At 44.8% G+C, this 20,854-nt stretch carries 19 protein-coding genes; 4 read left to right on the top strand and 15 right to left on the bottom strand.

Annotated features, from left to right (window positions below; genetic code table 11):
* Nucleotides 1-131: 131 nt before the first annotated feature.
* The 4 genes from A8O23_RS19180 to A8O23_RS19165 all read right to left on the bottom strand — a co-directional run bounded on the left by A8O23_RS19180 (nt 132) and on the right by A8O23_RS19165 (nt 2,996).
* Entirely contained in the window at nt 132-548 is a 417-nt protein-coding gene (locus A8O23_RS19180) for a 6-pyruvoyl trahydropterin synthase family protein (RefSeq protein ID WP_066625041.1), read from the bottom strand.
* The gene (locus tag A8O23_RS19175; protein ID WP_239693457.1) at nt 548-1,555 is read right to left on the bottom strand and encodes a FecCD family ABC transporter permease; all 1,008 of its coding nucleotides are present in this window, start codon (nt 1,553-1,555) and stop codon (nt 548-550) included. Before A8O23_RS19175 ends, A8O23_RS19180 begins: the two co-directional genes overlap by 1 nt.
* Nucleotides 1,552-2,472 (bottom strand): ABC transporter substrate-binding protein, encoded by a 921-nt coding sequence (locus A8O23_RS19170; protein ID WP_066625036.1) that lies wholly within the window; start codon nt 2,470-2,472, stop codon nt 1,552-1,554. The genes A8O23_RS19175 and A8O23_RS19170 overlap by 4 nt, the downstream gene beginning before the upstream one ends.
* Before the next feature lie 128 nt (nt 2,473-2,600).
* Nucleotides 2,601-2,996, bottom strand: a complete 396-nt coding sequence (locus A8O23_RS19165; protein WP_066625089.1) for a lysozyme inhibitor LprI family protein — start codon at nt 2,994-2,996, stop codon at nt 2,601-2,603.
* 176 nt (nt 2,997-3,172) lie between these two features.
* Here A8O23_RS19165 and rfaD point away from each other — a divergent pair, with 176 nt between their 5' ends.
* From rfaD to A8O23_RS19150, 3 genes are all read left to right on the top strand, one after another.
* A complete protein-coding gene (gene rfaD, locus A8O23_RS19160) occupies nt 3,173-4,138 on the top strand; it encodes an ADP-glyceromanno-heptose 6-epimerase (RefSeq protein ID WP_066625034.1) in 966 nt (321 codons plus the stop codon).
* Nucleotides 4,139-4,141: 3 nt separating this feature from the next.
* Nucleotides 4,142-4,573 carry a DUF5713 family protein gene (locus tag A8O23_RS19155; protein ID WP_239693456.1) on the top strand — a complete coding sequence of 144 codons (432 nt, stop codon included), beginning with the start codon at nt 4,142-4,144 and terminating at the stop codon, nt 4,571-4,573.
* 181 nt (nt 4,574-4,754) lie between these two features.
* The gene (locus A8O23_RS19150) at nt 4,755-5,606 is read left to right on the top strand and encodes an FRG domain-containing protein (protein ID WP_239693455.1); all 852 of its coding nucleotides are present in this window, start codon (nt 4,755-4,757) and stop codon (nt 5,604-5,606) included.
* A gap of 276 nt (nt 5,607-5,882) precedes the next feature.
* On the opposite strand, the gene A8O23_RS19145 is transcribed toward A8O23_RS19150, so the two are convergent.
* The 3 genes from A8O23_RS19145 to A8O23_RS19135 all read right to left on the bottom strand — a co-directional run bounded on the left by A8O23_RS19145 (nt 5,883) and on the right by A8O23_RS19135 (nt 13,686).
* Nucleotides 5,883-9,443 (bottom strand): hypothetical protein, encoded by a 3,561-nt coding sequence (locus tag A8O23_RS19145; protein ID WP_066625031.1) that lies wholly within the window; start codon nt 9,441-9,443, stop codon nt 5,883-5,885.
* Nucleotides 9,440-13,132, bottom strand: a complete 3,693-nt coding sequence (locus A8O23_RS19140) for a sensor histidine kinase (protein WP_153042290.1) — start codon at nt 13,130-13,132, stop codon at nt 9,440-9,442. Before A8O23_RS19140 ends, A8O23_RS19145 begins: the two co-directional genes overlap by 4 nt.
* Before the next feature lie 158 nt (nt 13,133-13,290).
* Nucleotides 13,291-13,686 carry a DUF983 domain-containing protein gene (locus A8O23_RS19135; RefSeq protein WP_066625029.1) on the bottom strand — a complete coding sequence of 132 codons (396 nt, stop codon included), beginning with the start codon at nt 13,684-13,686 and terminating at the stop codon, nt 13,291-13,293.
* Between the two features lie 52 nt (nt 13,687-13,738).
* Here A8O23_RS19135 and A8O23_RS21660 point away from each other — a divergent pair, with 52 nt between their 5' ends.
* A complete protein-coding gene (locus A8O23_RS21660) occupies nt 13,739-13,948 on the top strand; it encodes a hypothetical protein (RefSeq protein WP_161486769.1) in 210 nt (69 codons plus the stop codon).
* A gap of 91 nt (nt 13,949-14,039) precedes the next feature.
* Here the strand turns inward: A8O23_RS21660 and A8O23_RS19125 are convergent, their stop codons facing one another.
* The 8 genes from A8O23_RS19125 to A8O23_RS19090 are packed head-to-tail and all read right to left on the bottom strand — an operon-like array spanning nt 14,040 to nt 20,825.
* Nucleotides 14,040-14,585, bottom strand: coding sequence for a DUF420 domain-containing protein (locus tag A8O23_RS19125; RefSeq protein WP_066625026.1), 546 nt, complete (start codon nt 14,583-14,585; stop codon nt 14,040-14,042).
* Complete coding sequence (locus A8O23_RS19120; protein ID WP_066625023.1) at nt 14,569-15,249, bottom strand: SCO family protein; 681 nt, start codon at nt 15,247-15,249, stop codon at nt 14,569-14,571. The genes A8O23_RS19125 and A8O23_RS19120 overlap by 17 nt, the downstream gene beginning before the upstream one ends.
* Nucleotides 15,249-15,593, bottom strand: coding sequence for a cytochrome C oxidase subunit IV family protein (locus A8O23_RS19115; RefSeq protein ID WP_066625020.1), 345 nt, complete (start codon nt 15,591-15,593; stop codon nt 15,249-15,251). The genes A8O23_RS19120 and A8O23_RS19115 overlap by 1 nt, the downstream gene beginning before the upstream one ends.
* Nucleotides 15,594-15,626: 33 nt before the next feature.
* Entirely contained in the window at nt 15,627-16,400 is a 774-nt protein-coding gene (locus A8O23_RS19110; protein ID WP_066625017.1) for a cytochrome c oxidase subunit 3, read from the bottom strand.
* A 16-nt stretch (nt 16,401-16,416) separates the two neighbouring features.
* The gene (locus A8O23_RS19105) at nt 16,417-16,998 is read right to left on the bottom strand and encodes a cytochrome c oxidase subunit 3 (RefSeq protein WP_066625014.1); all 582 of its coding nucleotides are present in this window, start codon (nt 16,996-16,998) and stop codon (nt 16,417-16,419) included.
* A 9-nt stretch (nt 16,999-17,007) separates the two neighbouring features.
* Entirely contained in the window at nt 17,008-17,904 is an 897-nt protein-coding gene (gene cyoE / locus A8O23_RS19100) for a heme o synthase (protein ID WP_066625010.1), read from the bottom strand.
* An 8-nt stretch (nt 17,905-17,912) separates the two neighbouring features.
* Nucleotides 17,913-18,992 carry a COX15/CtaA family protein gene (locus tag A8O23_RS19095; RefSeq protein WP_066625008.1) on the bottom strand — a complete coding sequence of 360 codons (1,080 nt, stop codon included), beginning with the start codon at nt 18,990-18,992 and terminating at the stop codon, nt 17,913-17,915.
* Nucleotides 18,993-18,995: 3 nt separating this feature from the next.
* A complete protein-coding gene (locus A8O23_RS19090; RefSeq protein ID WP_066625006.1) occupies nt 18,996-20,825 on the bottom strand; it encodes a cytochrome c oxidase subunit I in 1,830 nt (609 codons plus the stop codon).
* Nucleotides 20,826-20,854: the final 29 nt, after the last annotated feature.

The raw sequence follows: 20,854 nt of genomic DNA, 5'->3' as shown, positions 1-20,854 counted from the left end.
AATTAACAGTTACCAGAAAAAAGGAATCAATTGCAAAAACTAGAAACAGCATTTACTGCCTTTTCCGCAGAAGGTGTCTTTCTAACTTCTTTTACTGATAACTATTTACTGATCACTGATAACTGAAAAAGTTATTCTCCTAAGTACTCCACAAAATTGCGGGGAGTCTCATACAGTTTTAGGCTGTGGAGTTGTGCTTGTGATATACGCGGAATTAAAGGGTTCAGGATGTTCCAGAACTCCATTACCAGATTTTCAGTACTGGCCAGCTTACCTTCCATGAACGGAACATCAATGTTCAGGTTTTTGTGGTCTACCTTCTGAATAATGTTCTCTCTGATTAAAGTGCTCAGTTGTTTTAAATCAATGACAAACCCAGTGTCTGGGTCTGGTTTTCCTTTCACGGTCACAATCAATTCATAATTGTGGCCATGCCAGTTGACATTGGCGCAGGGTCCAAAAACTTCTTTGTTTTTGGCCATGGACCAATTGGGGTTATGCAGCTTATGCGCCGCGTTAAAATGCTCTAGCCTGCTTACGTATACCATTAATTGAATCGGTAATTCTTTCTACGCAGCAAATATACAAAGAAAGGCACACCAAAGAACGATGTAACTATGCCTACCGGTAAACCAGCCGGCGGATAAATTAAACGTGATAGCAAATCACAGAAAACCAAGAATAAACCACCGGCCAGTGCGGTAGCTAACAAGTTAAATCTATTAGCTGTACCAAGCACCGCCCGCACCATGTGGGGCACCATGAGCCCCACAAACCCCACCGGCCCCGAAAACGCCACTGCAAACCCGGTTACTACTGAAACAGTCAGCAGCATAACCCACCGGATAAACCGTACATCTACGCCCAACGTCTCTGCCCGCTCAGCACCCAACAGCAGAACATTGAGGTGTTTCTGAAGGAAGAAAAAAATCAGCAACGAAAGGCTCAATGCCGTTGCTGGATAACCCAAGTTGCTCCAGTCAGCTTTCTCAAAACCGCCCATGCTCCAGAAGACTACAGATTTCAGCTGGCTTTCTGACTCTGACAGAAACATAATCAAACTCACCAGCGCCACCAGCAAGGAGCTTAAGGCAATGCCCACCAACAGCATTTGGCTCGGGATTAAATGCCCTCGCTTTGATCCTAACAGCACCACTACCAAAGTAACCGCCAAAGAACCTAAGAAAGCGAAAAGAGGTGGCAAGTGTAACCCTAGCACCGTTACTTCTGCAAAGAAAAAATAGCTTAGCGAGGCGCCCAATGAAGCTCCGGAGGCTGTGCCTAATAAGTAAGGATCTGCTAAGGCATTGTTGACCAAGGCCTGCATGAGGTAACCAGCAAAAGCAAGAGAAGCACCAGTCAGAAAAGCCAACAGCAAGCGAGGCAGCCGTAAGTGAATAATACTAAAATGGGTAATATCTGAGACTTCATAGGCAAAAAGTGCCTGGGCTATGGTGCGGTAGGAGGTTTCCATGCTGCCCACACTCAATCCCAAAAAGAAGCCTGCCCCCAGCAACAGCAAAAGCATTAGTAAAACTGCTACCGTTTTCTTCACCTCAACACGTTTTTAAGTTCGGCTATGCTCTGCACTACCCGCGGGCTGGGCCGCGAAATCAAATCATCGGTTACATCATATATCCGCTTGTTTTTGTAAGCGTTAATTCGCTTCAGCTCTGGGTACAGCGTAAAGAAATTCTGATCGAATTCCTCAAAAGTGCCACCAATAATTACATCGGGGTTCAGTTGCAGAATGTATTCTCTGGTTAGCGCCGGCGACTGTTGGGCAAATACCTCCTGCACGGCATTCTGTCCTCCGGCGTAGCGAAGCTTATCGGAGAAAATGGTGTTGTAGCCATGCACGTAAATAGGATCTCGCCAGATAATACCCAGCACTTTTGGCTTCTGCATTTCCTGAGCTTCAGAAGCAAAGGCATCTAATCTTTGCCGCAATGAATCAGCCAAGGCATTGGCCTGTGCTTCCCGCTGCAATAGTTTTCCAAGATCTCTGATGCCGCGCAGAATATCTGCCACGCTGTCATACTTCTGAAAATACACCGGTATACCCAGCTTCTGAATTTGAGTGGCTACCTCCGTTGAGATGATTCCCTCGGGGGCAAACACCACCTCCGGTTTTAAGGCCAGTAAGCCTTCATAATCCATCGGGTAATTATTGACAACAGGCTTACTCAGCGCAGCGTCCGGATAATCATCATTTTGGGTTCTGCCTACAATAGTGGCGGTATCAGCCACGGCAAATAGCATTTCGGTCATGGAGGGAGCCAGCCCTATTATGCGCTGAGGGTGGACTGGTAATGTCACATCTCGGCCTAAATCATCTTGCACTGTGTGGTTGGCAGAAGACGCAGCAGAAGAAGAAGCAGGCTTTTTACCCTCGCAGGAAATTAGAGCTAGCAGAAGGCCTACGCACACCAATAGGTTTCCCTGCCAAGCCTGAGATTTGAAATTGTTCACTGAATACTTTCTTGTGGAAGGGCCAAAGATACAAGAATCGATTGATTATGATGGCTCCGCTGTCTCCACCCTGTTTTTAAGCTGTTTTTTTGAATACAGGCCTAAAACAGCCTTTCAGATGTCCTTTCTCAATCTTTAGATTTCATAGAGCCTGCACAGGCGTCTCCTTCCTCAGCTTCTTTTAACCACTCCCTGAGTTTGGCTGTTCTGTCACGGGTCAGCTCTTCCAGATAGTTTGCGCGGCAAATGGCGTGTATAGAGCCGTAATGCCCTGGCTTCCGGTCCGGGAACTTCATCTTCAGTTCGGCATCTCTAAAACTTACCCACAGCCGCTGCGACGCCTTCAGGTTGGCAATAAAAGTGGTATCGGTTTTATACTGCGCCAGAATTTGTTTGTAAACCGAGTTCAGCTCCTGATCTGATTTTTGGTACTGGGCGTAGGCTTCACGGTTCATATCGGCCTGCGTTTGTGCATTGGCCCCTAATGCTACGACTAAAAGCATAAGTAAAATCAGGTTTTTCATGGCAGTTTTTTTAAAGTTAACCGGCAACAATAACTCCAGACCATTGCCCTGTGGCAAAGACTTGCTGTTTTAGCTCTGTTTTATGAAAAAGAAGCCTAAAACAGTAGCCTGTCCTCCATCTCTGGTAAACTTACGTACCTTTGGTTAGCTTTACGCCATCATTAAACTGTATACTCATGATTGTAGTAACCGGAGCCGCCGGCTTTATTGCGAGTTGCCTTGTTACCCGCCTCAATGCCGCTAATTTCAATAACATAGTGGTAGTAGATAATTTCTCTGTGGCTAAAAAATTGCCCAACATACAGGGGAAGAAGATAAAAGAATACGTAGACCGCAACGAGTTCTTTGAGTGGCTAGACAAGAATTACGAGGAGGTTGAATTCATTTTCCACCTTGGCGCCCGCACCGATACCACCGAGACGAACCGCGATGTGCTGAACCTGCTCAACTTAGACTACTCTAAGCAAATGTGGAACGCCTGTTGCGAGTACCAAATCCCGCTAGTGTATGCTTCCTCCGCGGCAACCTACGGTTCTGGGACCTTGGGCTACGACGATGATGAAAGCTTGACTCACCTGCTTCAACCACTCAATGCCTATGGTGAGTCTAAAAACGATTTTGATATTTGGGCGCTGCAGCAAACCGCTAAGCCTTTCTTTTGGGCAGGGCTAAAATTCTTCAATGTGTATGGCCCTAATGAATACCACAAAGGTCGCATGGCCTCGGTGATTTTGCACGCCTACAACGCTATCAAAGAAAACGGGCGCTTCACCTTGTTCCGCTCACACAATCCTGATTATAAAGATGGGGAACAGATGCGCGACTTTGTGTATGTGAAAGATGTGGTAGAGGTATTGTATTGGCTGATGCACCACCGCAAAAACTCAGGCATCTACAATCTGGGCAGCGGCCAGGCCCGCACCTTCCTGGATCTAACGTTTAACACCTTTACCGCCATGGGCGCACCCATAAATGTAGATTTCAGAGACACACCCGAAGACATACGTGATAAATACCAATATTACACGCAGGCTAATATGGAGAAGTTGAAATCTATTGGGTATGACAAACCTTTTCATACCTTGGAGGAAGGCATACAAGATTACGTGCAAAACTACCTCATGACGGGAGCTTATTATTAAGCCATGAAAACCTGGGCAGCACTTTTTCTATCTCTCTTCTTAGTGGCCTGCAGCTTTACACATGACAAATCAAACGTAAATACTACTGTGTCTCCAGCTACCCTTAACAATGAAGAGGTCAAAAAGCATACTTTCTTGAAAGAGATGTACGCTGATACCTATTTCCCAAAACCGTTGGTTGACAAAAGCAAAGCAATTTTGTTAGAGTTGTGCTCCCAGATTGAAAGCCAGAAACCAGAGCACCTGGAGCAACTGTACAAGCTGACGCATGCGGCAACTATAAAATTCAATGATTTAGAAGATGAGTTTTTCGAAAACGGTAGTGAGATTGAAACCGTCGCCCGCGAAAGTATTGCGGCAGACTTCGAATTTATCTCCAGATCTTATGGATTTGAAGCAGACACAGAAGAATTGATTGCCCCTAGAAATTGGTGACACCATACAAAAACGAGAGAGCCAGCGCAAAACGTTGGCCCTCTCGTTTTTGGCCTATTTTCTTAAAAGCAGGCTTAAAACAATTATTTTCGCCTGAACTATAGTTTACTTCTTCTTGCTGCCTCCGTACTTATACTGAAAATTTTGAATTAACTCTTTTTCTCATTTTACCAGACCACCCATGCCCTACAACATCGTAGACGACAACATGAACCCAGAAGATGAGATGAACTCCCAGCAGTTGGAGATGAAGAATGACTTGCGGGTAGAGACGTGGGAAGAACTGCAGCGAGAATTGTTCCGAGACTCATGGGATGATCGGCTGAACAGGTACAGGTCTCCTTATGTGTACCGAGGCCTTTGGAACAAAAACTATAATCTCAAAACTAGCCTCATGCGCATTGGTGGTGACTACCCTAAGCTGGAACCCCACCTGCTCCGTAACTTCAGAAAATATGCCAGCGGTGCTACAGAATACGGCACCTCTATTTGGAATTGGTTGGCCGTTGCGCAACACCACGGCCTACCCACCCGGCTGTTAGACTGGACCTACTCCCCATACGTGGCACTGCATTTTGCCACCTCAGAACTGGAGAAGTTTGACGAAGATGGCGTGATCTGGTGTGTGAACTACGTTAAATCAACAGAATGCCTCCCCAAGCCGCTGCAAAATGCTATTCGACAAGAGGGTTCTAACGTGTTTACCCCTGAGGTACTGGAGCCAGTTTGCTCCTCTTTGAAAGGATTAGGTGAATTTCAGGAAAAGCCGTTCGTGCTGTTTCTAGAGCCACCTTCGCTTGATGAGCGGATTGTGCACCAATATGCCCTTTTCTCAATGATGTCTACCCCTGACGCCACCCTTAGCGATTGGCTCGTTGAGAACCCTGACTTTTATTATAGACTGGTAATTCCTGCCAAACTCAAGTGGGAAATTAGAGACAAGCTTGACCAAGCCAACATTACGGAGCGAGTACTCTTCCCCGGCCTTACTGGAATCAGTGCCTGGTTGAGAAGACATTATACTACTACTTAATGTATGAATGAGTGATTGAGAGAATAAGGGGAGTAGTGAATCAGCCTTCTATTTTATTATTGTCATCCTGGAAGGATCTTGTGGGCGAATTAAGAAAGCGGTAGAATAAGTGAAATCACGATTTACTAAAAGACCTTGCAGAGGAATAGGCAAAATTGCCTTTTTCGGCTACTTTTAGAAAATCAGATGTAAAACGCTATTCCTAATTAACCATAATTAAGCTCCCATACTCTCAACCATTCAATCTTTCAATCATTCAAATAACAACTTCACTCATTAAAAAAGCACCGACACCTGCATTCGGCCGGTGTGGATGGTACGGATGCCTTGAGGTTTACGGCCGTCATAGTCTAGGGTGATGTTCAGGCCGGAGCTGAGACGTTGCTGTAAGGCTAAGTTCCAGGTAAGGTTGTTACCCGGACGGAATCCGTTGAGCATTTCATAGGCCACCGGCGAGGTAAAGTTACCGGTGTAGGCAATATTGATATATTTCAAAACCCCTGTAACGGTACGTTTGCCCACCTGGCTGAGCCGTACTTCACTACCTAATTCATGAAAGCGAGCTTTTTCCTGTTCTCCTAATTTATTCTCTTTGTCAGTCCATTGGTAGGTGGCGGTGTACCTGATCACTGAATTAGGCTGGTAAGACAATTCAGGGGCGGCTTCCCAGGAACGAAGCAAGAAATTTTTAGTCGTTAAATAATTAGAGGCACTTTCCCTTTCCGCGTGGGTAAGGTCAATTCGGCTGGAGAATACTTCTGTCAGATTTACCCGGAACAACAGCTGTTGGGTGGTGTTATTGCGGACATCAGTGCCATTAGTGAGCAGAATTTTCTGCATGCTCTCCTGATAAGTCCATTCCAACCCGTACTTGGGGTTTGCTCGGTTAAAATAAACGGTGTTCCGGAAAGAACGGGCCAGCGACAGCAAACTTGAATCAGCGAAATTCAGGCTAAACGGATTAAAGCGGCTGCGCAAATCATTATCAGTGGTGCGTTTGTCTACGGTTATGTAAGATATAGCCGAAAATTTAGCCGCCATTCTTTTAAGCCAGACGTCAGCATTCTGCCATTCACGGGGCAAATTACTGGTCAGCCTGTAGGTAAAGCGATTGGTGTAGGCAATCACATATTCATCTGTAGGAATAAAAAGTCGGACAAAATTTCGGCGGTAGGCGGGGTCTGTGGGTTGAGATTCAAAGAACTCGTTCAAGTCTTGCCGGCCATCTCCGTTCAGATCTTCAAAAAAGTGGGTGCCCTGCCCCGGTATGGTTTCAACAAACTGATACTGCCGCTTCAACTCGCGGCCGGTACCTATGGCATAGCTCATTTCGGAGCGCAGGTGCCGGTTCAGGAAATCTCCGTTCCAATCAATTTTAGAAAGAACCGTGGTTTCACGCAAACTATCTTTCGCCTGTATGTTCCGAAACGTAAGCAAAGCACTGATCTGGTGCTGGTTCTTCAGTAACGTGGCGGCACTGAAGTTGTAGGTGTTGGCTGTCTGCTTGTTTCCTAACTCACCGTTCTCAGGCAGGTAATCCACGCGGCGGCTATATTCAGCGCGGTATTTAAAATTTGCCGTATCTGCGCTTTGCAGATAAAACAGATGGTCATCAAAATAATTGGCCGAAGCCAAGATAGCCTCAGTGGTATTGGAAATGACTTTGTTCTTGTCGAAACGGTAAATGTACCCGGGTGTGATATATTTTGTTGGATACTGCACACCAATTTCCCCTCGCACCCATTCTGAGGTACTTTGGGCCAATTCATTGTTCATCAAGAACAGGTTGCTGCGAAGCTCCACTCCTTTTACTTTCTGTGCCAGTTCCAGCACATGCTGAGTACCATTCACCTCAGTTGGACGGTAGCGCCGGCTAAGGCGGTAATTCACAAAATGGAGCGCATCTTTCACGCCGCCCACTCCAAAGGTCAGAATATGATCTTCTATGCGAGATTGCCGGGCTAAGGTAGTGTTGGTGGTGTTGCTCCAGTCACGGTCAAACTCAATGTCACGGTAGCGATCTATCGGCACAAAGTTAGGGTCTGTGTACTCATAGGTGAGCGCGCTCTGGAGCTTGTAAGCGCCCAGAAATTTTATTTCGCGGTCAGCGGTTTTGTAGCCCACCCTTAGAGCCTTGCCCCGATCATCATCAGAGTCTATGTCAGAGAATCTGTTTAGGTCATTTTTAGAACCTGCCAACTCTATAAATGCTTCGGTTTTGGCGTCCATTGCCCAAATCCCTCCCAAGGTCATCATCTGCTTTTGAATGGGAGTTGGCAATACCCTGACCGGATCATACCGTCCCTGCGGCACTCCGTTTACCGGCTCTACCCACTGGTACACCCGCCCGTTGACCGTGGAGTTCAACAGTACATAGTTTCCGCGCCCTTCGCCTACCTCGGTGAAACTGACGGCGTAGTATGCTTTGGTGGAATCAGTGGAGTACTCGTAAATGGTATAGGTACCGCTGGCAGTTTCCACATCGCGGCGCAGGTATAACACCTGATTACGGTCAAACCGGACTGAATCTCCACTAGGGGCTACAGCCAACGAGGCATCATCACCAATTTGGCTTAACAGGCGGCGATCAGAGTTACTGAGGTTCAGCAGCAAAGGGTTGCCAGGGTTGTCTGCTTCGTTGTAAAAGTTGCCGTACACTTTAAACTTGCCTAAGCCTTGGTAATGGCTGGCGTGAACAACGCTGCGGGTATAGTTTAAGTCTGAGTATTCAAAATCTATCCTAATGCGGGAATTACGGGTAATCACCCATTTTGGGGTGAAGGTAATTTCGGCTTGGTTATAATCGATGACATAATCGTAGTCAAAGCCTCTCTCCAGCAGCCGTCCATCTAAATATACCCGTTCTGAATTGGCCAGCACAATGATAAACCGCTCTCCGTTGGTGCCGCGCAGCCTATATGGCCCCTGCACGCTTTCAATGGGCTGAATGATTTGTGAGGCAAATTTTCCTTTGGCCACCGAGGCGGCTATGGAAGTGGAGCTTTCCCAGCCAGGCTTGCCTCTGTTTACCTCCAGCGCCCCGCCCTGCACGTTTTTGTAGAACTTTAGAAAGTGAGACACTGGCCGGTTTCGCAATACCACATCTCCTCCGGTTAAAGTCCAGAGCCGGTGCTGTAGCGTTATAAATACACGGTCAAACTCTTGCAGCTGCTGGGTGTTGCCTTCTGGCTGAAACGGAATGTTCTGATCTGTGATGGAGGCCGTAATACTGATGTCTTGGGTTAACTTACCCTCCAACTGAAGGTTCAGAGCAGAATTCACGAACACGTTCTGGGTATTTCCCACTGATACCCCTCTGGAAATGCTACCGGTCTTGTTAAGTCCAGGAGTTTTGAACGGCTCTTCACGGGCGGCTTGAGGTTCTATATAATATTGCCGTTCAAAGGAAGTGGAATCCCAGGTGAGAATATTGCGCTTGTAGGCTGGGGCCGCCAAATTGTAAGGCAACACTCTAAAGCATACTAACACAGAGTCTGTTTGTGGCCTGATTTCCGGAAAAGAGGCCAAAAACGCACCACTTGAGTCAGTAGAAATCTTTTCTGGAATCCGGAACTGAGGCTGAACTTCCGGTGCAGGCAATTGGATAAATTGAAAGAGATTGGTAGCCGGGTCGTACAGGTAAGAATAGGTTTGGCGAACATGACGGGCATCAAAAACTTCTATTGAGCCTTCTGCCAAGGTCAGGGAATCTAGCTGTATAGCTCCCTCTTGCAGAGGAATCCAGCGGCAGCGCCGGTTTGTCAACGACTGCCCTTGCCCCTGTTCTGCCAACAGCAGAAAGACCATTATTAACCCTATGCCCCACCAGCGCTTCATGTCTGCACCACCGGCAATTTCAGGAAAAAAGTTGTCCCCACATTCTCCTCCGTCTCAAACCAAATAGAACCACCCAAGGCCTCCACCCCTTTCTTCACCACTGCTAAACCTATGCCTGACCCGGTATACTTGGTACTGAAATTTGGTACAAATATCTTCGGCTGCACCTCTTCCGGAATACCTGAGCCATTATCCCGCACCGACACCAACACCCACTGCGAACTTGTAGTTTCAACCTTTATATTGATTTCTGGAGTTCTGGGGGATGGCACCGCCTGCAGCGCATTCAATAGCAGGTTATTGAAGATGCGTATAAGTTGGTTTTCATCAGCTTTCACTAACACGATTTCCTCCGGCAGGGTCAGATTAATCTGATGTTGTCTGGGGTTGAGGTGCAAGTCAGCGGCTTGTTTCACCAGCTTATTCAGCTCCAACACCTCCAGTTTTAAATCTGGCATTGAGGTGAAATTGGAAAAGGAGGTGGCAATATCGCTCAGCACATCAATCTGAGTGATCAAGGTATTCGATATTTTATCAATAAGCTCCTCTAGGTTGCTGCGCCCGTCTTGCATGGCCCGCCGCAAGTATTGCAACGAGAGCTTCATGGGGGTAAGCGGATTCTTTATTTCGTGGGCAACCTGACGGGCCATTTCTTTCCAGGCAGCTTCTTTCTCTTTCAGGGCTAGTTCCTGTTTACTTTCCTCCAGTTTCTGAAGCATGGTGTTGTACTCCCGCACCAACAGACCAATTTCATCTCTAGACTCATACACCAGTTTTTCATTGCTTCCGGTAAGCGTGGTGCGTTTCAATCTTTCGGTCAGTAACTGCAGCGGTACGGTCAGGGCTCTGGTGGCCGCGTACCCCAACAGCACAAATAACAAGAACAGCACCGTGAAAATATTCAGAATGGTGGTGATGAGCTGAATTAGCTTGGTGTTCAGGTCTTTTTCAGAATCAAAGAAAGGAATTGCCAAGTAACCGTCAGGAATTTGACTCACCCCAGAACGGAGGGGAAGGTACAATGTGCTGTAGGGTAGTTCTCCTGCCTTTTCATGCAAGAGCATCCTGTTCAACCCTTGACTTTTCAAGGCGCTGAATGCCTTGGGGTTCATTCTGGTAGAAAGAACTCCTGCCTCAAACAAAGCGGGCTGACTGGCTATTTGCAGCTGGCCGTTGGCATCATATACATTTAATTCGGCCTGGGCTAAAATGGCCAATCTGTTTACCCTCCGTACCAAAGAATCTGGTCGGGCTCGGTAACCGGCATTAAGTGTGGTGGAAGTGAGGCTTTGCCTGATAAACTGCCCCTGCTCTGTATAACCTCTGATCAAATCATCTTTATATGAATCGGTGACCAAACTCCCAATAGTTATGCTCACCAACACCAACGGCACCAATACACCTAAATTCAGGAAGAGCTGTATTTTAGTACTGAAAGTAGAGGCTATGCTTTGAAAGAATTCTCCTCTTGAAATTACCAGCAAAGCCAATACCCCGAAGAGGGCAAAGGTGTGCAGCAAAAACAGAAAAGAGAAGTTTGACAGCCAAGAGCCAAAGCCATACGCAGGAGTACTGACCACGGCCACGGTACCTTTTTCTGAGGTTGTACCTAAGTGGTGGTAACCGGCATGTGACAAACCTTGCGTGTACAACAGCGGAATCTGGAACAGTTGCGGAGAAAAATACTGACTGTACTCAAAAAACCCATCTGTTTTGAGCCAGCGTCCTTCTTTCCATAACGCATAACTACCAGAGGGCATTGCATCTGGCTTAGCGCTGCGGCGTTCTACCAGCAACTCTGGTAACACGCTATTAGGGGCTGCTATCTTTGGGCTCAGCTCCAACATCACGGTAATCCATTGAAACAGATTTACTGGAATTTTCACCTCTTGCACATAGGTGAAGCGGCCAGGATCGGTGTCCGTGTTAATGAGAAGCTGGTCTTTCTGAGGTGTTCTTTCTGACCTAGGCACCCAATGCGCTGCATACCTGCGTAGGTTTGTCAAACTATCTTGGTAGGTAAGTGATTCCCCGTTCACATCAAACAACCTGATCACCACTGCATAGTTCTCCGTCAGGTTCTCCAAATGGTGGCGCCGGATTTTCTGCTCTACAAAATTCAAATTCACCCATGGTGCCCGCAAAACCCGCTGCAGTATCTCATCTTTCTGGATAGACTCCGCCGCCTGGGCTAGCAGGTACTCAGTAATATCATCGCGGTCTTTCAGTAACTGTGCCGCCAAGCGCTGTTTGTCTTCGCGAAGTTGTACGGCATACAAGTCATACAGAGCGGCGGCTCCTAAACTGGCGCTTAAAATGTTCAACAAAAAAATGCTGGAGTAAACCCCTGCTCTTATTTTCAGTTTACGGTGAATCTTTTCCCAGACTACCAGTACTAAACCAATAAACAAGATAATCCAGTTTCCGCTGGGGGCATCGCGCCAGAATGCATACACTATGGCAATCACTAACGCAGTGGCCCAAGCAACACCAAAAGATTTAAAGCCATTGGGCCTGAATGGCAGCCAACTGAGCAGCATCCTGATAATCCAACTGAGCGCTACGGTATGTATAGCGATAACGGCATAAATAAGACCTTTCTCCCAGTTAAACTGAATACTCTGGTTTATGTCTAGAATGGGTTGCGTATTATTAAACAGGCTACGGTAAAATTCATACCAACTAATGATAATGCCCATTATGGCGAGTGCCAGCAGCAGACCTACTACAGATCGTTTTTGCCCTGTTTTCTGAAAATGAGGCGTAAAACGGAGTTTTTTACTAAAACGGAAAACTAAAAGAGCAATAGCCAGCAGGCAGAGTTCATTCAGAAGCAAATCTCCCAATGATGGAGACCACCATGAGGAGGCGTATACTCTGGGGCTAAACAGGCCAACGTCATACACATTGTTCGGGAACTGAAACCACAGCATGACCAGTCTCAAAAACAAAAGTCCTGCAATGACAGCCCAAAGAGCCCACCCCTGTTTTTGAGCAACAATCAGCTGGCTACGTAGGGAAAGGAGAAACATCACCCAACACGTAATGGCCAGCCAAAATAATACAAAAGTGAATTTACCGGCATGCAGCCACTGCCCAGGCTCCAGCACACGCAGTGAGAAAAGATACTGACCACCTTCACCCATAATAGGAATTGAGCCGACACTACGCTCTATGTGAAGGGTGGCGGCGTGGTTTTCAAATATCTCAGGGTTCAGGCCACTTTTAAGATAGGCATTGGTAATACCATACCGCTTCTCTAGCGGAATTGCCGCCATTAGCGTATATTCTGGCGGAGCAATTTTCCGGATTAACAAAAAACGGCCAAACCTGTTCTCTACCACCTGCAAATCTCTTCGTAAATAGCGTGGATCTACCTCAGGCCGCAGGTTATGGTCTGACCAAAATATTAATTTGTCTTGCTGATAAACAAAAACGGGAAGATTGGTTTTGGGCAGTATTCTGGAAAAGAAGCCAGAATCAGGAGGCAATGACTGAGCAATCTGGTTTAATTCAGACTGGGCTTGAGAAACTTTTTTATTTATACGCCCTACTACCTCCTGAGCCATTTTCTTTTCAGGGGTTTCCAGCAAATCACGCTTTACACTCACCTGCAAAAAAGTAGCCACCCCTCCAAACAAAAGAGTGGCCAACAGCAAATAAAAGGAGACGGTACGATGTAACTTCAATTCTGCCCTTTTTTCGGAGTGAAGACCTAAGACATATTCTGAACAAGGCTTATGTTCACGTACAACCCTACAAGCAAAAGCCTAGAAGTATCTGCAGTCTTCCCTGCTTACGAAACAATACCTAAATATGGCTTATAACGGGCGAAATCCCTATTTATTTACTTATTCCCTTGCTGGTATTTAGCATCATACCTGACGCTCCCAAAGAAATACAGCATCATAACTCTGGCATACCTGAATAAAACAGAAGTAAACAGCACCACAATTGATGCCACTACGGTTAAGTACACCCATGTTGGAGGATCACCAGCAAAATGATAAAGGGAGAGCCCAACTATCACTACAATTAATACTGAAAGGCCGTAACTCATGTACATGGCTCCCCAATAAAAACCTAGTTCAATCTCATACCTGAACCCACAAACAGAGCATTGCTCTGGCATTTGATCAAATTTACGGAGGTTATATGCCGCATGGCTAAACATTTCTCCCTGATGGCAACGCGGGCATTTTAGAGCAAGTCCTGCCTTTAAATGCTCCCAGGCAGCGGCCACTTATTTCTGTTTTTTACTGTAACGGTACCAGAAAAAACCGACAGTACCAGCTATGATATACGGAATAGCCATCAGATACAAAATACCTTTATTCAATCCATTGGCTATAGTGTCTCCGTCTTCCCCGCTAGATGCCTCTACCGAAGCTCTACACATAGCACACTGTGCATCGGCAGAGGTAGAGATGAAGCAGAACAACAGCAATAGCCCTAAACTTGCCAACCAAACGCTATATTTCCTTTTCATCATTTTAACTCAATAGGTAATCATAAATTTTCTGACTGCTAAGCCTAGAATAACACTTCTACTATAGTACGTTAAACCGCTATTTCAGAACACCTGAAGCAAAAAATTTAAGTATAGTAGGGTGATATCATAAGATACACAACCACACCGGTTACAGCCACATACAACCAAAGCGGAAAAGTCCACCTTGAAACGCGGCGGTGCCGGGCATACTGTTCAGATAACGCAAAATACACTGATAACAATACAAGCGGCACAATAACAGCTGCCAGAATAATATGCGTTATCAAGATAAAATAATAAATAGCTTTGATAGTTCCCTCACCGCCAAATTGAGTGGGCGCTGCTTGATAGTGGTAGGTCACGTAAGAAATAAGGAAGAATGCAGACAATACGAAAGCCGTTGTCATGGCAAACCGATGGTACCTGCGGTTATTCCGCTTGATTTGGTAATAACCAACAACAAGCGCAATTGCTGTTAAAGAATTAAGCACAGCATGCAGCTTTGGCAAGAAAGAAACATCAAGATCGCCTAGCTTTCCAGTCTGGGGCATAAACAACAAAAATGCCACCAGTAGTGGCACCACTACTGAAAGGATGGCTATAAGAATAAGATATCGTGAATCGTTCCGATTCTCAACTTGGTTTTTCATGGGATACTTCATACTCCGAAAGGAGTACATTTATTTCAGTGATAAGTTTATCAATTTCAGTGGCATCAGTACCATCGTATATGCCGCGCACATGCCCCTGCTTGTCAAGCAGGTAAAGTTGTTCCCCGTTTTCAAGGGTAGGAAAGCCATCTGGAGCGTAACGGGCATTCACGTAGTAGCCCATCATTAGTTGTTCAACCTGGTCTTTCGATCCGGTTAAAAAAAACCATTTACTAGCGTCTGCTCTGAAGCTTTTAGCATACTGCCTAAGAACAGGAACACTGTCGTGGGTGTAATGAATGGAATAGGATAGGATTTTTACGTCTGGCTGAAACCGAAAAGCATCTTGCACACGTGCTAACTGTGTGCTGGTTTGTTTACAAACACCTTGGCAGGTAGTGTAAAAAAAATTAGCGACGTAAATTTTATCCTGTAAAGCTTGAGAGGTAAGTGTATCTCCTGTTTGGGAAATGAGAGGAAAAGAAGGCACCCGGTGAAAAACAGTATCATATTGCCATCGTCCCTCTACCAAAGTAGAATCTACCGATACTGGAAAATAAGTTCGGAGTGAATATCTATTCACTCCGAACATTTTAAGGAATAAAAACGCCAGTACGGGCACCAATAATATAGTGCCCAATACCAGAGCTTTTTTTGGACTCATTACTGAAAGTAGTTGAAGACTGATTCTCCGTAAAAAGTACCTTCAACCAACAAAGCTACCAACAGCCAAATTAATAGTACCGAAGGAATCAAGATTGACCAAATAAGACCTTTCACCTCATGCTTTAAGTGCATGAATTCTGCTACTATGTAGAAAGCCTTAACTATGGTAAGCAAAATAAAGATGGTATTTCTAAGCGTACCGGCGTCCATCATAAATGCGAACGCAAATTCAATTGCAGTAACCACACAAAGGATCACGAAGGTTTTCCAGATGATCTTGGTCTGTGGTTTTGGAATTTCTCCGGTATGCTCAAACTCGTTATGATGTGAGTGCGATGCCATATTTCTTAAAGATTAAATCTAGTAAAACAACAATTACACCAGGTAGAAGAAGGTAAACACGAACACCCACACTAAGTCTACAAAGTGCCAGTAAAGACCTACTTTCTCTACCATTTCATAGTGTCCCCTGCGGTGGTAAACCCCGTTCACGGTATTAATGAAAATCAGGATCAGTAACACCACCCCACTTAAAACGTGGGTTCCGTGGAAACCTGTAATAAAGAAGAACAGGTCGGCAAACAACGGAGGACCATATTGGTTTACGATCAAATTGGCTCCGTAGATTTTACTTCCATCTGCCAAGGTCATCCCAGTTTCATCACCTGCTATAAAGTGAGTCCACTCCCAAGCCTGGCAACCTAAGAACATAGAACCAAATAAAATAGTCCATAACAACCATTTCTGCACATCCTTCTTATCCATTCTATGCCCAGCTTCCACTGCCAATACCATGGTAACAGAGCTAAGAATAAGAATCATGGTCATTAAAGCCACAAATGCCAATGGCCAGTCTACACCATGGAAACCAGGAAATGCATTGAATACCTTTTCAGGTATTGGCCACCATTGCGTAGAGAATTCAAACTCCTGCAATCTTTGAGCTTCCGGTAACAAAGCCTGAGCTTCTTCAAAAGAGCGGTGACGATGGCGGGCAAGACCGTAAGTAGTTAAAAAGGCTCCAAAAGTAAAGGCATCTGACAGTAGAAAAAACCACATCATCAGTTTACCATAACTTGCCTTAAACGGCTCGTTACCTCCATCCCAAGTGCCTGTTTTAGGCTGCTCAAATGTAGTTGTTTGCGACATATGTGTTAGTGAATAATTAATGGTTCAACGTTAAGAATAAGTACAAGTAAATCCAAAGAGCCCCTAAAAAGTGCCAGTAAATGGCGCAAAGCTCTATGCGCACCAAATTACGTGAATGTACTTTATACTTAAAGGCCGAAATTACGACAATAATTAAAAAAATTAACCCCGTGATTAAATGAAAAGCGTGTACCCCTGTTAAGACATACAGAAAAGAACCAGAAGGGTTGGCGGTATGGCCACCAAAGAATACCTGATTATCCACTAATTCGCCCCATCCTATCCATTGACCAATCAAGAAGGCAACTCCGGCAGCAATCGTAAGGCATAAACCTACTTTTACGCTACCTACGTTATCACGTTTGGCAGATACATAGGCCCAGTGTAAAAAAATACTGCTCAGTAACAACACCACTGTGTTGATGATCAGAACAGATGGCAGATCAAATTCTAACCAGTTTCCTTCTTCCCGACGGACGATATAGGCACTGGTAAAAGCCGCAAACATCATTACAATGCTGACAATCAACAGCCAAAGCATGAACTTTAGCGGATTGACGCGACGTTGGCTTGATTCAAAGTTTATATTATCAACCATATTACTCTATTAAAGTCTATCTACTACAAAGGCTATTTGAACAATTGGCAGGTACAAAAAGGAACCAAACATAATGTTCATAGCCGCCCGTTTAGAACAGGTAAGCATTAGATAGAACGTCTGCATTAAAAAAAGAACCCCACATACAACAGCAATAAATGCAGATGTTTTACCCGCCATCCCAAACTGCAGAGGCAATAGCCCCAATGGAATAAGCAATAGCGTGTAAATCATTATCTGAACAGCAGTCTTCAGATTTTTGCCACCAGCCATAGGTAGCATCTTGAAGCCCGCCTTTTTATAATCTTCATCTAAAACCCAGGCAATAGCCCAAAAGTGTGGAAACTGCCAGATAAATTGTATTCCAAACAAAATCCAGGCTTCTACTCCTATATACCCTGTACCTGCTACCCAACCAATCAATGGAGGCAATGCGCCAGGTATAGCTCCAACGAAAACACAAATTGGAGAAATCCGCTTTAGGGGTGTATAGAAGAAACCATACAGCAACAAAGACAGAAAAGAAAGAGCAGCCGCTAACCAATTGAAATATAGCCCAAGTAAACTAACTCCTGCTATACCTAATAGAACACAATAAATAGTAGCTTCTCTTACTGTAAGTATATCTTTCGGCAACGGGCGCTTAGCTGTACGCTTCATCATTTTATCCAGGTCTTTCTCTAGAATCTGATTAATGATATTAGCGGAACCAGTAACCAACAAGCCACCTAACATTATTAAAGCTGTGTTTACCCAGTTAGCATCTGGTCTACCAAGTAAAAAACCAATAGCACTAGAAAAAGCAACCGTAGCCGAAAGCCTAAACTTGATAAGTTGAAAATATGCGCTTGCTTTACTCATGGCCGATGATGTCTGGGCACTAGCTGTAACGTCTTGTACGTACATAATTGTTTTTACGCCACCAATTCAGGCTTTGGGTTATACATCCTTTTTTGGGCATAGTAATAGTAGACCAGCAACAAAAACTGCAACCCAAATAACAGAGTACCTAACAGCAAATGCAGAGGCTGAGCAAATGCAGGCAAAGCAAAATAAGCTAGTACTATCCCCAAAACAATTTCCATTCCTATCACTATCAACACCCAGGCCGCTATATTCAGCAGTACCTTATGCTTCAGTTTCTTTACTAATAAATAAAGAGCCACATTAAGCAGCACTACAAGTATAGAAAGAGAACGGTGCACATAAAAAGATCTCCCCAGTCTGTCAATCCATAATTCACGACCCTGATTATTCAGATCAAAAGCTACTATGTCTACTTGTTCTCTTACTTGAGTGCCTATGATGATCTGCACAAAAGACAAGATCAATGTCAGTATGATAATACCTTTGATTGTTGCAGAGCCTGTTAAACTTAATTGAACTACTTGCTCTCGTTGTGATCTTAACACCACATAAATCAGAAGTGCTAACAGAACTAAAGCCAAGGCCATATGAATGGTCACCATTTCTGGCAAAAGATTGGTAGAAACCACCAAAGAACCCAGCCAGCCTTGGAAACCAACAAGAATTAAAGATACCACTGAACCCCAGAAGATCTTAGGGTCTGTTACCCTATACGGTAAAGCATATACTACTGTAAGCAGAATCAGAAGACCAATAACAGCTCCTACCAGTCTGTTCACATACTCAATCCATGTTTTAGTAACGTTAAATTCCGTTTCTAAAAACTGGTAGGGATGAGACAGAATTTGTTGAGAAGTTTCAGAAAAACCCAAAGAGTGAAGCAGCTTAGCTATGCGCTCATTCTTCTGTAACCGCTTTTCCTTATATGCCTCTAAATAATCAGATGGTAACTCTTCTAAACTAGTGGGGGGGACCCACGACCCGAAACACTTCGGCCAGTCTGGACATCCCATACCTGAACCTGTGCTGCGGACGATCCCCCCTACTAAGATTAAAAAATATACAGAAGCAACAGTAAGTACTCCTATATTTCTAAACCTTTTACTACTAAAAGATTTATTCTTCATTCGTTATTCGAAATCTCTCTCATGCGGCAAATTAGAGGATGCCGTTTGAGAGAAAGGTACGTTCTGCGGAATAAAATCTTCCTGAGCACCTGGCTTGCTATAGTCATAGGGCCATCTGTATACTACAGGAAGCGGACCTGGCCAGTTACCATGTCCTGGATTAACAGGAGTAGTCCATTCTAAAGTATTCGACTTCCAAGGGTTCTCAGTAGCACGTCTTCCTCTGAAGATGCTATAGAAGAAGTTAAATAAGAAGATAAATTGACCTACAAACACTACAATCGCCGCTATGGTGATGAAAGAGTTCATATCAAGGAAGGTACTGAACGTGTCAAAGCCAGTCCAGGTATAGTATCTTCTAGGGAAACCAGCAATACCCATGTAGTGCATCGGCATGAAGATCAGGTACGCACAGATGAAAGTAATCCAGAAGTGCACGTAGCCAAGCTTTTCATCCATCATGCGGCCAAACATTTTAGGGAACCAGTGATAAACACCTGCAAACATTCCGAAGAAAGCCGCACTACCCATAACCAAGTGGAAGTGAGCTACTACGAAGTAGGTATCATGTAACTGAATATCTAACGCAGAGTTACCTAAGATAATACCAGTTACACCACCAGAAATGAAGAGTGAAACGAATGCTATGGAATACAACATAGCTGGAGTGAAGTTGATATTACCTCTCCAGATAGTAGCGATCCAGTTAAACACTTTCACAGCTGATGGCACAGCAATAATCAAGGTCAGGAACATGAACACAGACCCAAGGAAAGGATTCATACCTGAAACGAACATGTGGTGAGCCCATACTACGAAGGAAAGTAAGGCGATACCCAACATTGAACCGATCATAGCACGGTAACCGAAAATTGGCTTACGAGCACAGGTAGAGATTACTTCTGATACAATACCAAAGGTTGGTAGAATAACGATGTATACCTCGGGGTGACCAAGGAACCAGAATAAGTGCTGGAACAAGATGGGGCTACCACCTGTGTGGGTAAGAGCTTCACCAGCTACATAAATATCTGACAAGAAGAAACTAGTGCCAAAGCTACGGTCAAATATCAACAACAAAGCAGCAGAAAACAGAACAGGGAAAGCTAAAAGTCCAAGTACTGCAGTCAAGAAAAACGCCCAGATAGTAAGGGGCATTTTAGCCATTGACATACCACGCGTCCGCAGGTTGATTACAGTTGTAATATAGTTGACACCACCCAATAACTGTGACACAATGAAAATGGCCATGCTCACCAACCACAAAGTCATACCCGCGCCAGAACCTGGTATAGCCTGTGGCAAAGCACTCAATGGTGGGTAAACAGTCCAACCACCCGCAGCTGGTCCTGTTTCTAAGAATAGAGAGTAGAACATGATAATGCTGGCAATAAAGAAAAACCAGAAAGATAACATGTTCATAAAACCAGAAGCCATATCACGGGCTCCTAATTGTAATGGAATCAAAAAGTTACTGAAGGTACCACTCAACCCAGCCGTCAACACAAAGAATACCATGATGGTACCGTGCATAGTTACTAAGGCAAGGTAAAAGTTCGGATCAAGCTTTCCTCCTTCAACCCACTTACCTAAGAGAGGCTCCAGAAAAGTAAAGGTTGCCTCAGGAAAACCGAGCTGCATACGGAACAAACTTGATAGAGTACCTCCGATAATAGCCCAGAAAATACCAGCAAATAAGAATTGCTTCGCAATTACCTTATGGTCTTGACTAAAGATGTACTTCTCGATAAAGCTTTGGTCATGATGGTCATCATGATGCTCATCGTGCCCTGAGTGCACATCATTATGTAATGAAATATCCGTGCTAGACATACAATACTTTTAAAAGATTATAACTATTC

This window comes from Rufibacter roseus (genome assembly GCF_001647285.1).
Lineage (GTDB): Bacteria > Bacteroidota > Bacteroidia > Cytophagales > Hymenobacteraceae > Nibribacter > Nibribacter roseus.
Note: the sequence above shows the minus strand (reverse complement) of the source record. Positions and strands in the feature narration are given on the sequence as shown.

What these genes read in the sequence shown, in the direction of transcription:
- A8O23_RS19090 (WP_066625006.1), bottom strand. Translation starts at nt 20,825, where the DNA reads ATGTCTAGCACGGATATTTCATTACATAATGATGTGCACTCAGGGCAC.
- A8O23_RS19110 (WP_066625017.1), bottom strand. Translation starts at nt 16,400, where the DNA reads ATGTCGCAAACAACTACATTTGAGCAGCCTAAAACAGGCACTTGGGAT.
- rfaD (WP_066625034.1), top strand. Translation starts at nt 3,173, where the DNA reads ATGATTGTAGTAACCGGAGCCGCCGGCTTTATTGCGAGTTGCCTTGTT.
- A8O23_RS19150 (WP_239693455.1), top strand. Translation starts at nt 4,755, where the DNA reads ATGCCCTACAACATCGTAGACGACAACATGAACCCAGAAGATGAGATG.
- A8O23_RS19120 (WP_066625023.1), bottom strand. Translation starts at nt 15,249, where the DNA reads ATGAGTCCAAAAAAAGCTCTGGTATTGGGCACTATATTATTGGTGCCC.
- A8O23_RS19155 (WP_239693456.1), top strand. Translation starts at nt 4,142, where the DNA reads ATGAAAACCTGGGCAGCACTTTTTCTATCTCTCTTCTTAGTGGCCTGC.
- A8O23_RS19105 (WP_066625014.1), bottom strand. Translation starts at nt 16,998, where the DNA reads ATGGTTGATAATATAAACTTTGAATCAAGCCAACGTCGCGTCAATCCG.
- cyoE (WP_066625010.1), bottom strand. Translation starts at nt 17,904, where the DNA reads ATGTACGTACAAGACGTTACAGCTAGTGCCCAGACATCATCGGCCATG.
- A8O23_RS19125 (WP_066625026.1), bottom strand. Translation starts at nt 14,585, where the DNA reads ATGAAAAACCAAGTTGAGAATCGGAACGATTCACGATATCTTATTCTT.
- A8O23_RS21660 (WP_161486769.1), top strand. Translation starts at nt 13,739, where the DNA reads ATGATATACGGAATAGCCATCAGATACAAAATACCTTTATTCAATCCA.
- A8O23_RS19180 (WP_066625041.1), bottom strand. Translation starts at nt 548, where the DNA reads ATGGTATACGTAAGCAGGCTAGAGCATTTTAACGCGGCGCATAAGCTG.
- A8O23_RS19115 (WP_066625020.1), bottom strand. Translation starts at nt 15,593, where the DNA reads ATGGCATCGCACTCACATCATAACGAGTTTGAGCATACCGGAGAAATT.
- A8O23_RS19145 (WP_066625031.1), bottom strand. Translation starts at nt 9,443, where the DNA reads ATGAAGCGCTGGTGGGGCATAGGGTTAATAATGGTCTTTCTGCTGTTG.
- A8O23_RS19095 (WP_066625008.1), bottom strand. Translation starts at nt 18,992, where the DNA reads ATGAAGAATAAATCTTTTAGTAGTAAAAGGTTTAGAAATATAGGAGTA.
- A8O23_RS19165 (WP_066625089.1), bottom strand. Translation starts at nt 2,996, where the DNA reads ATGAAAAACCTGATTTTACTTATGCTTTTAGTCGTAGCATTAGGGGCC.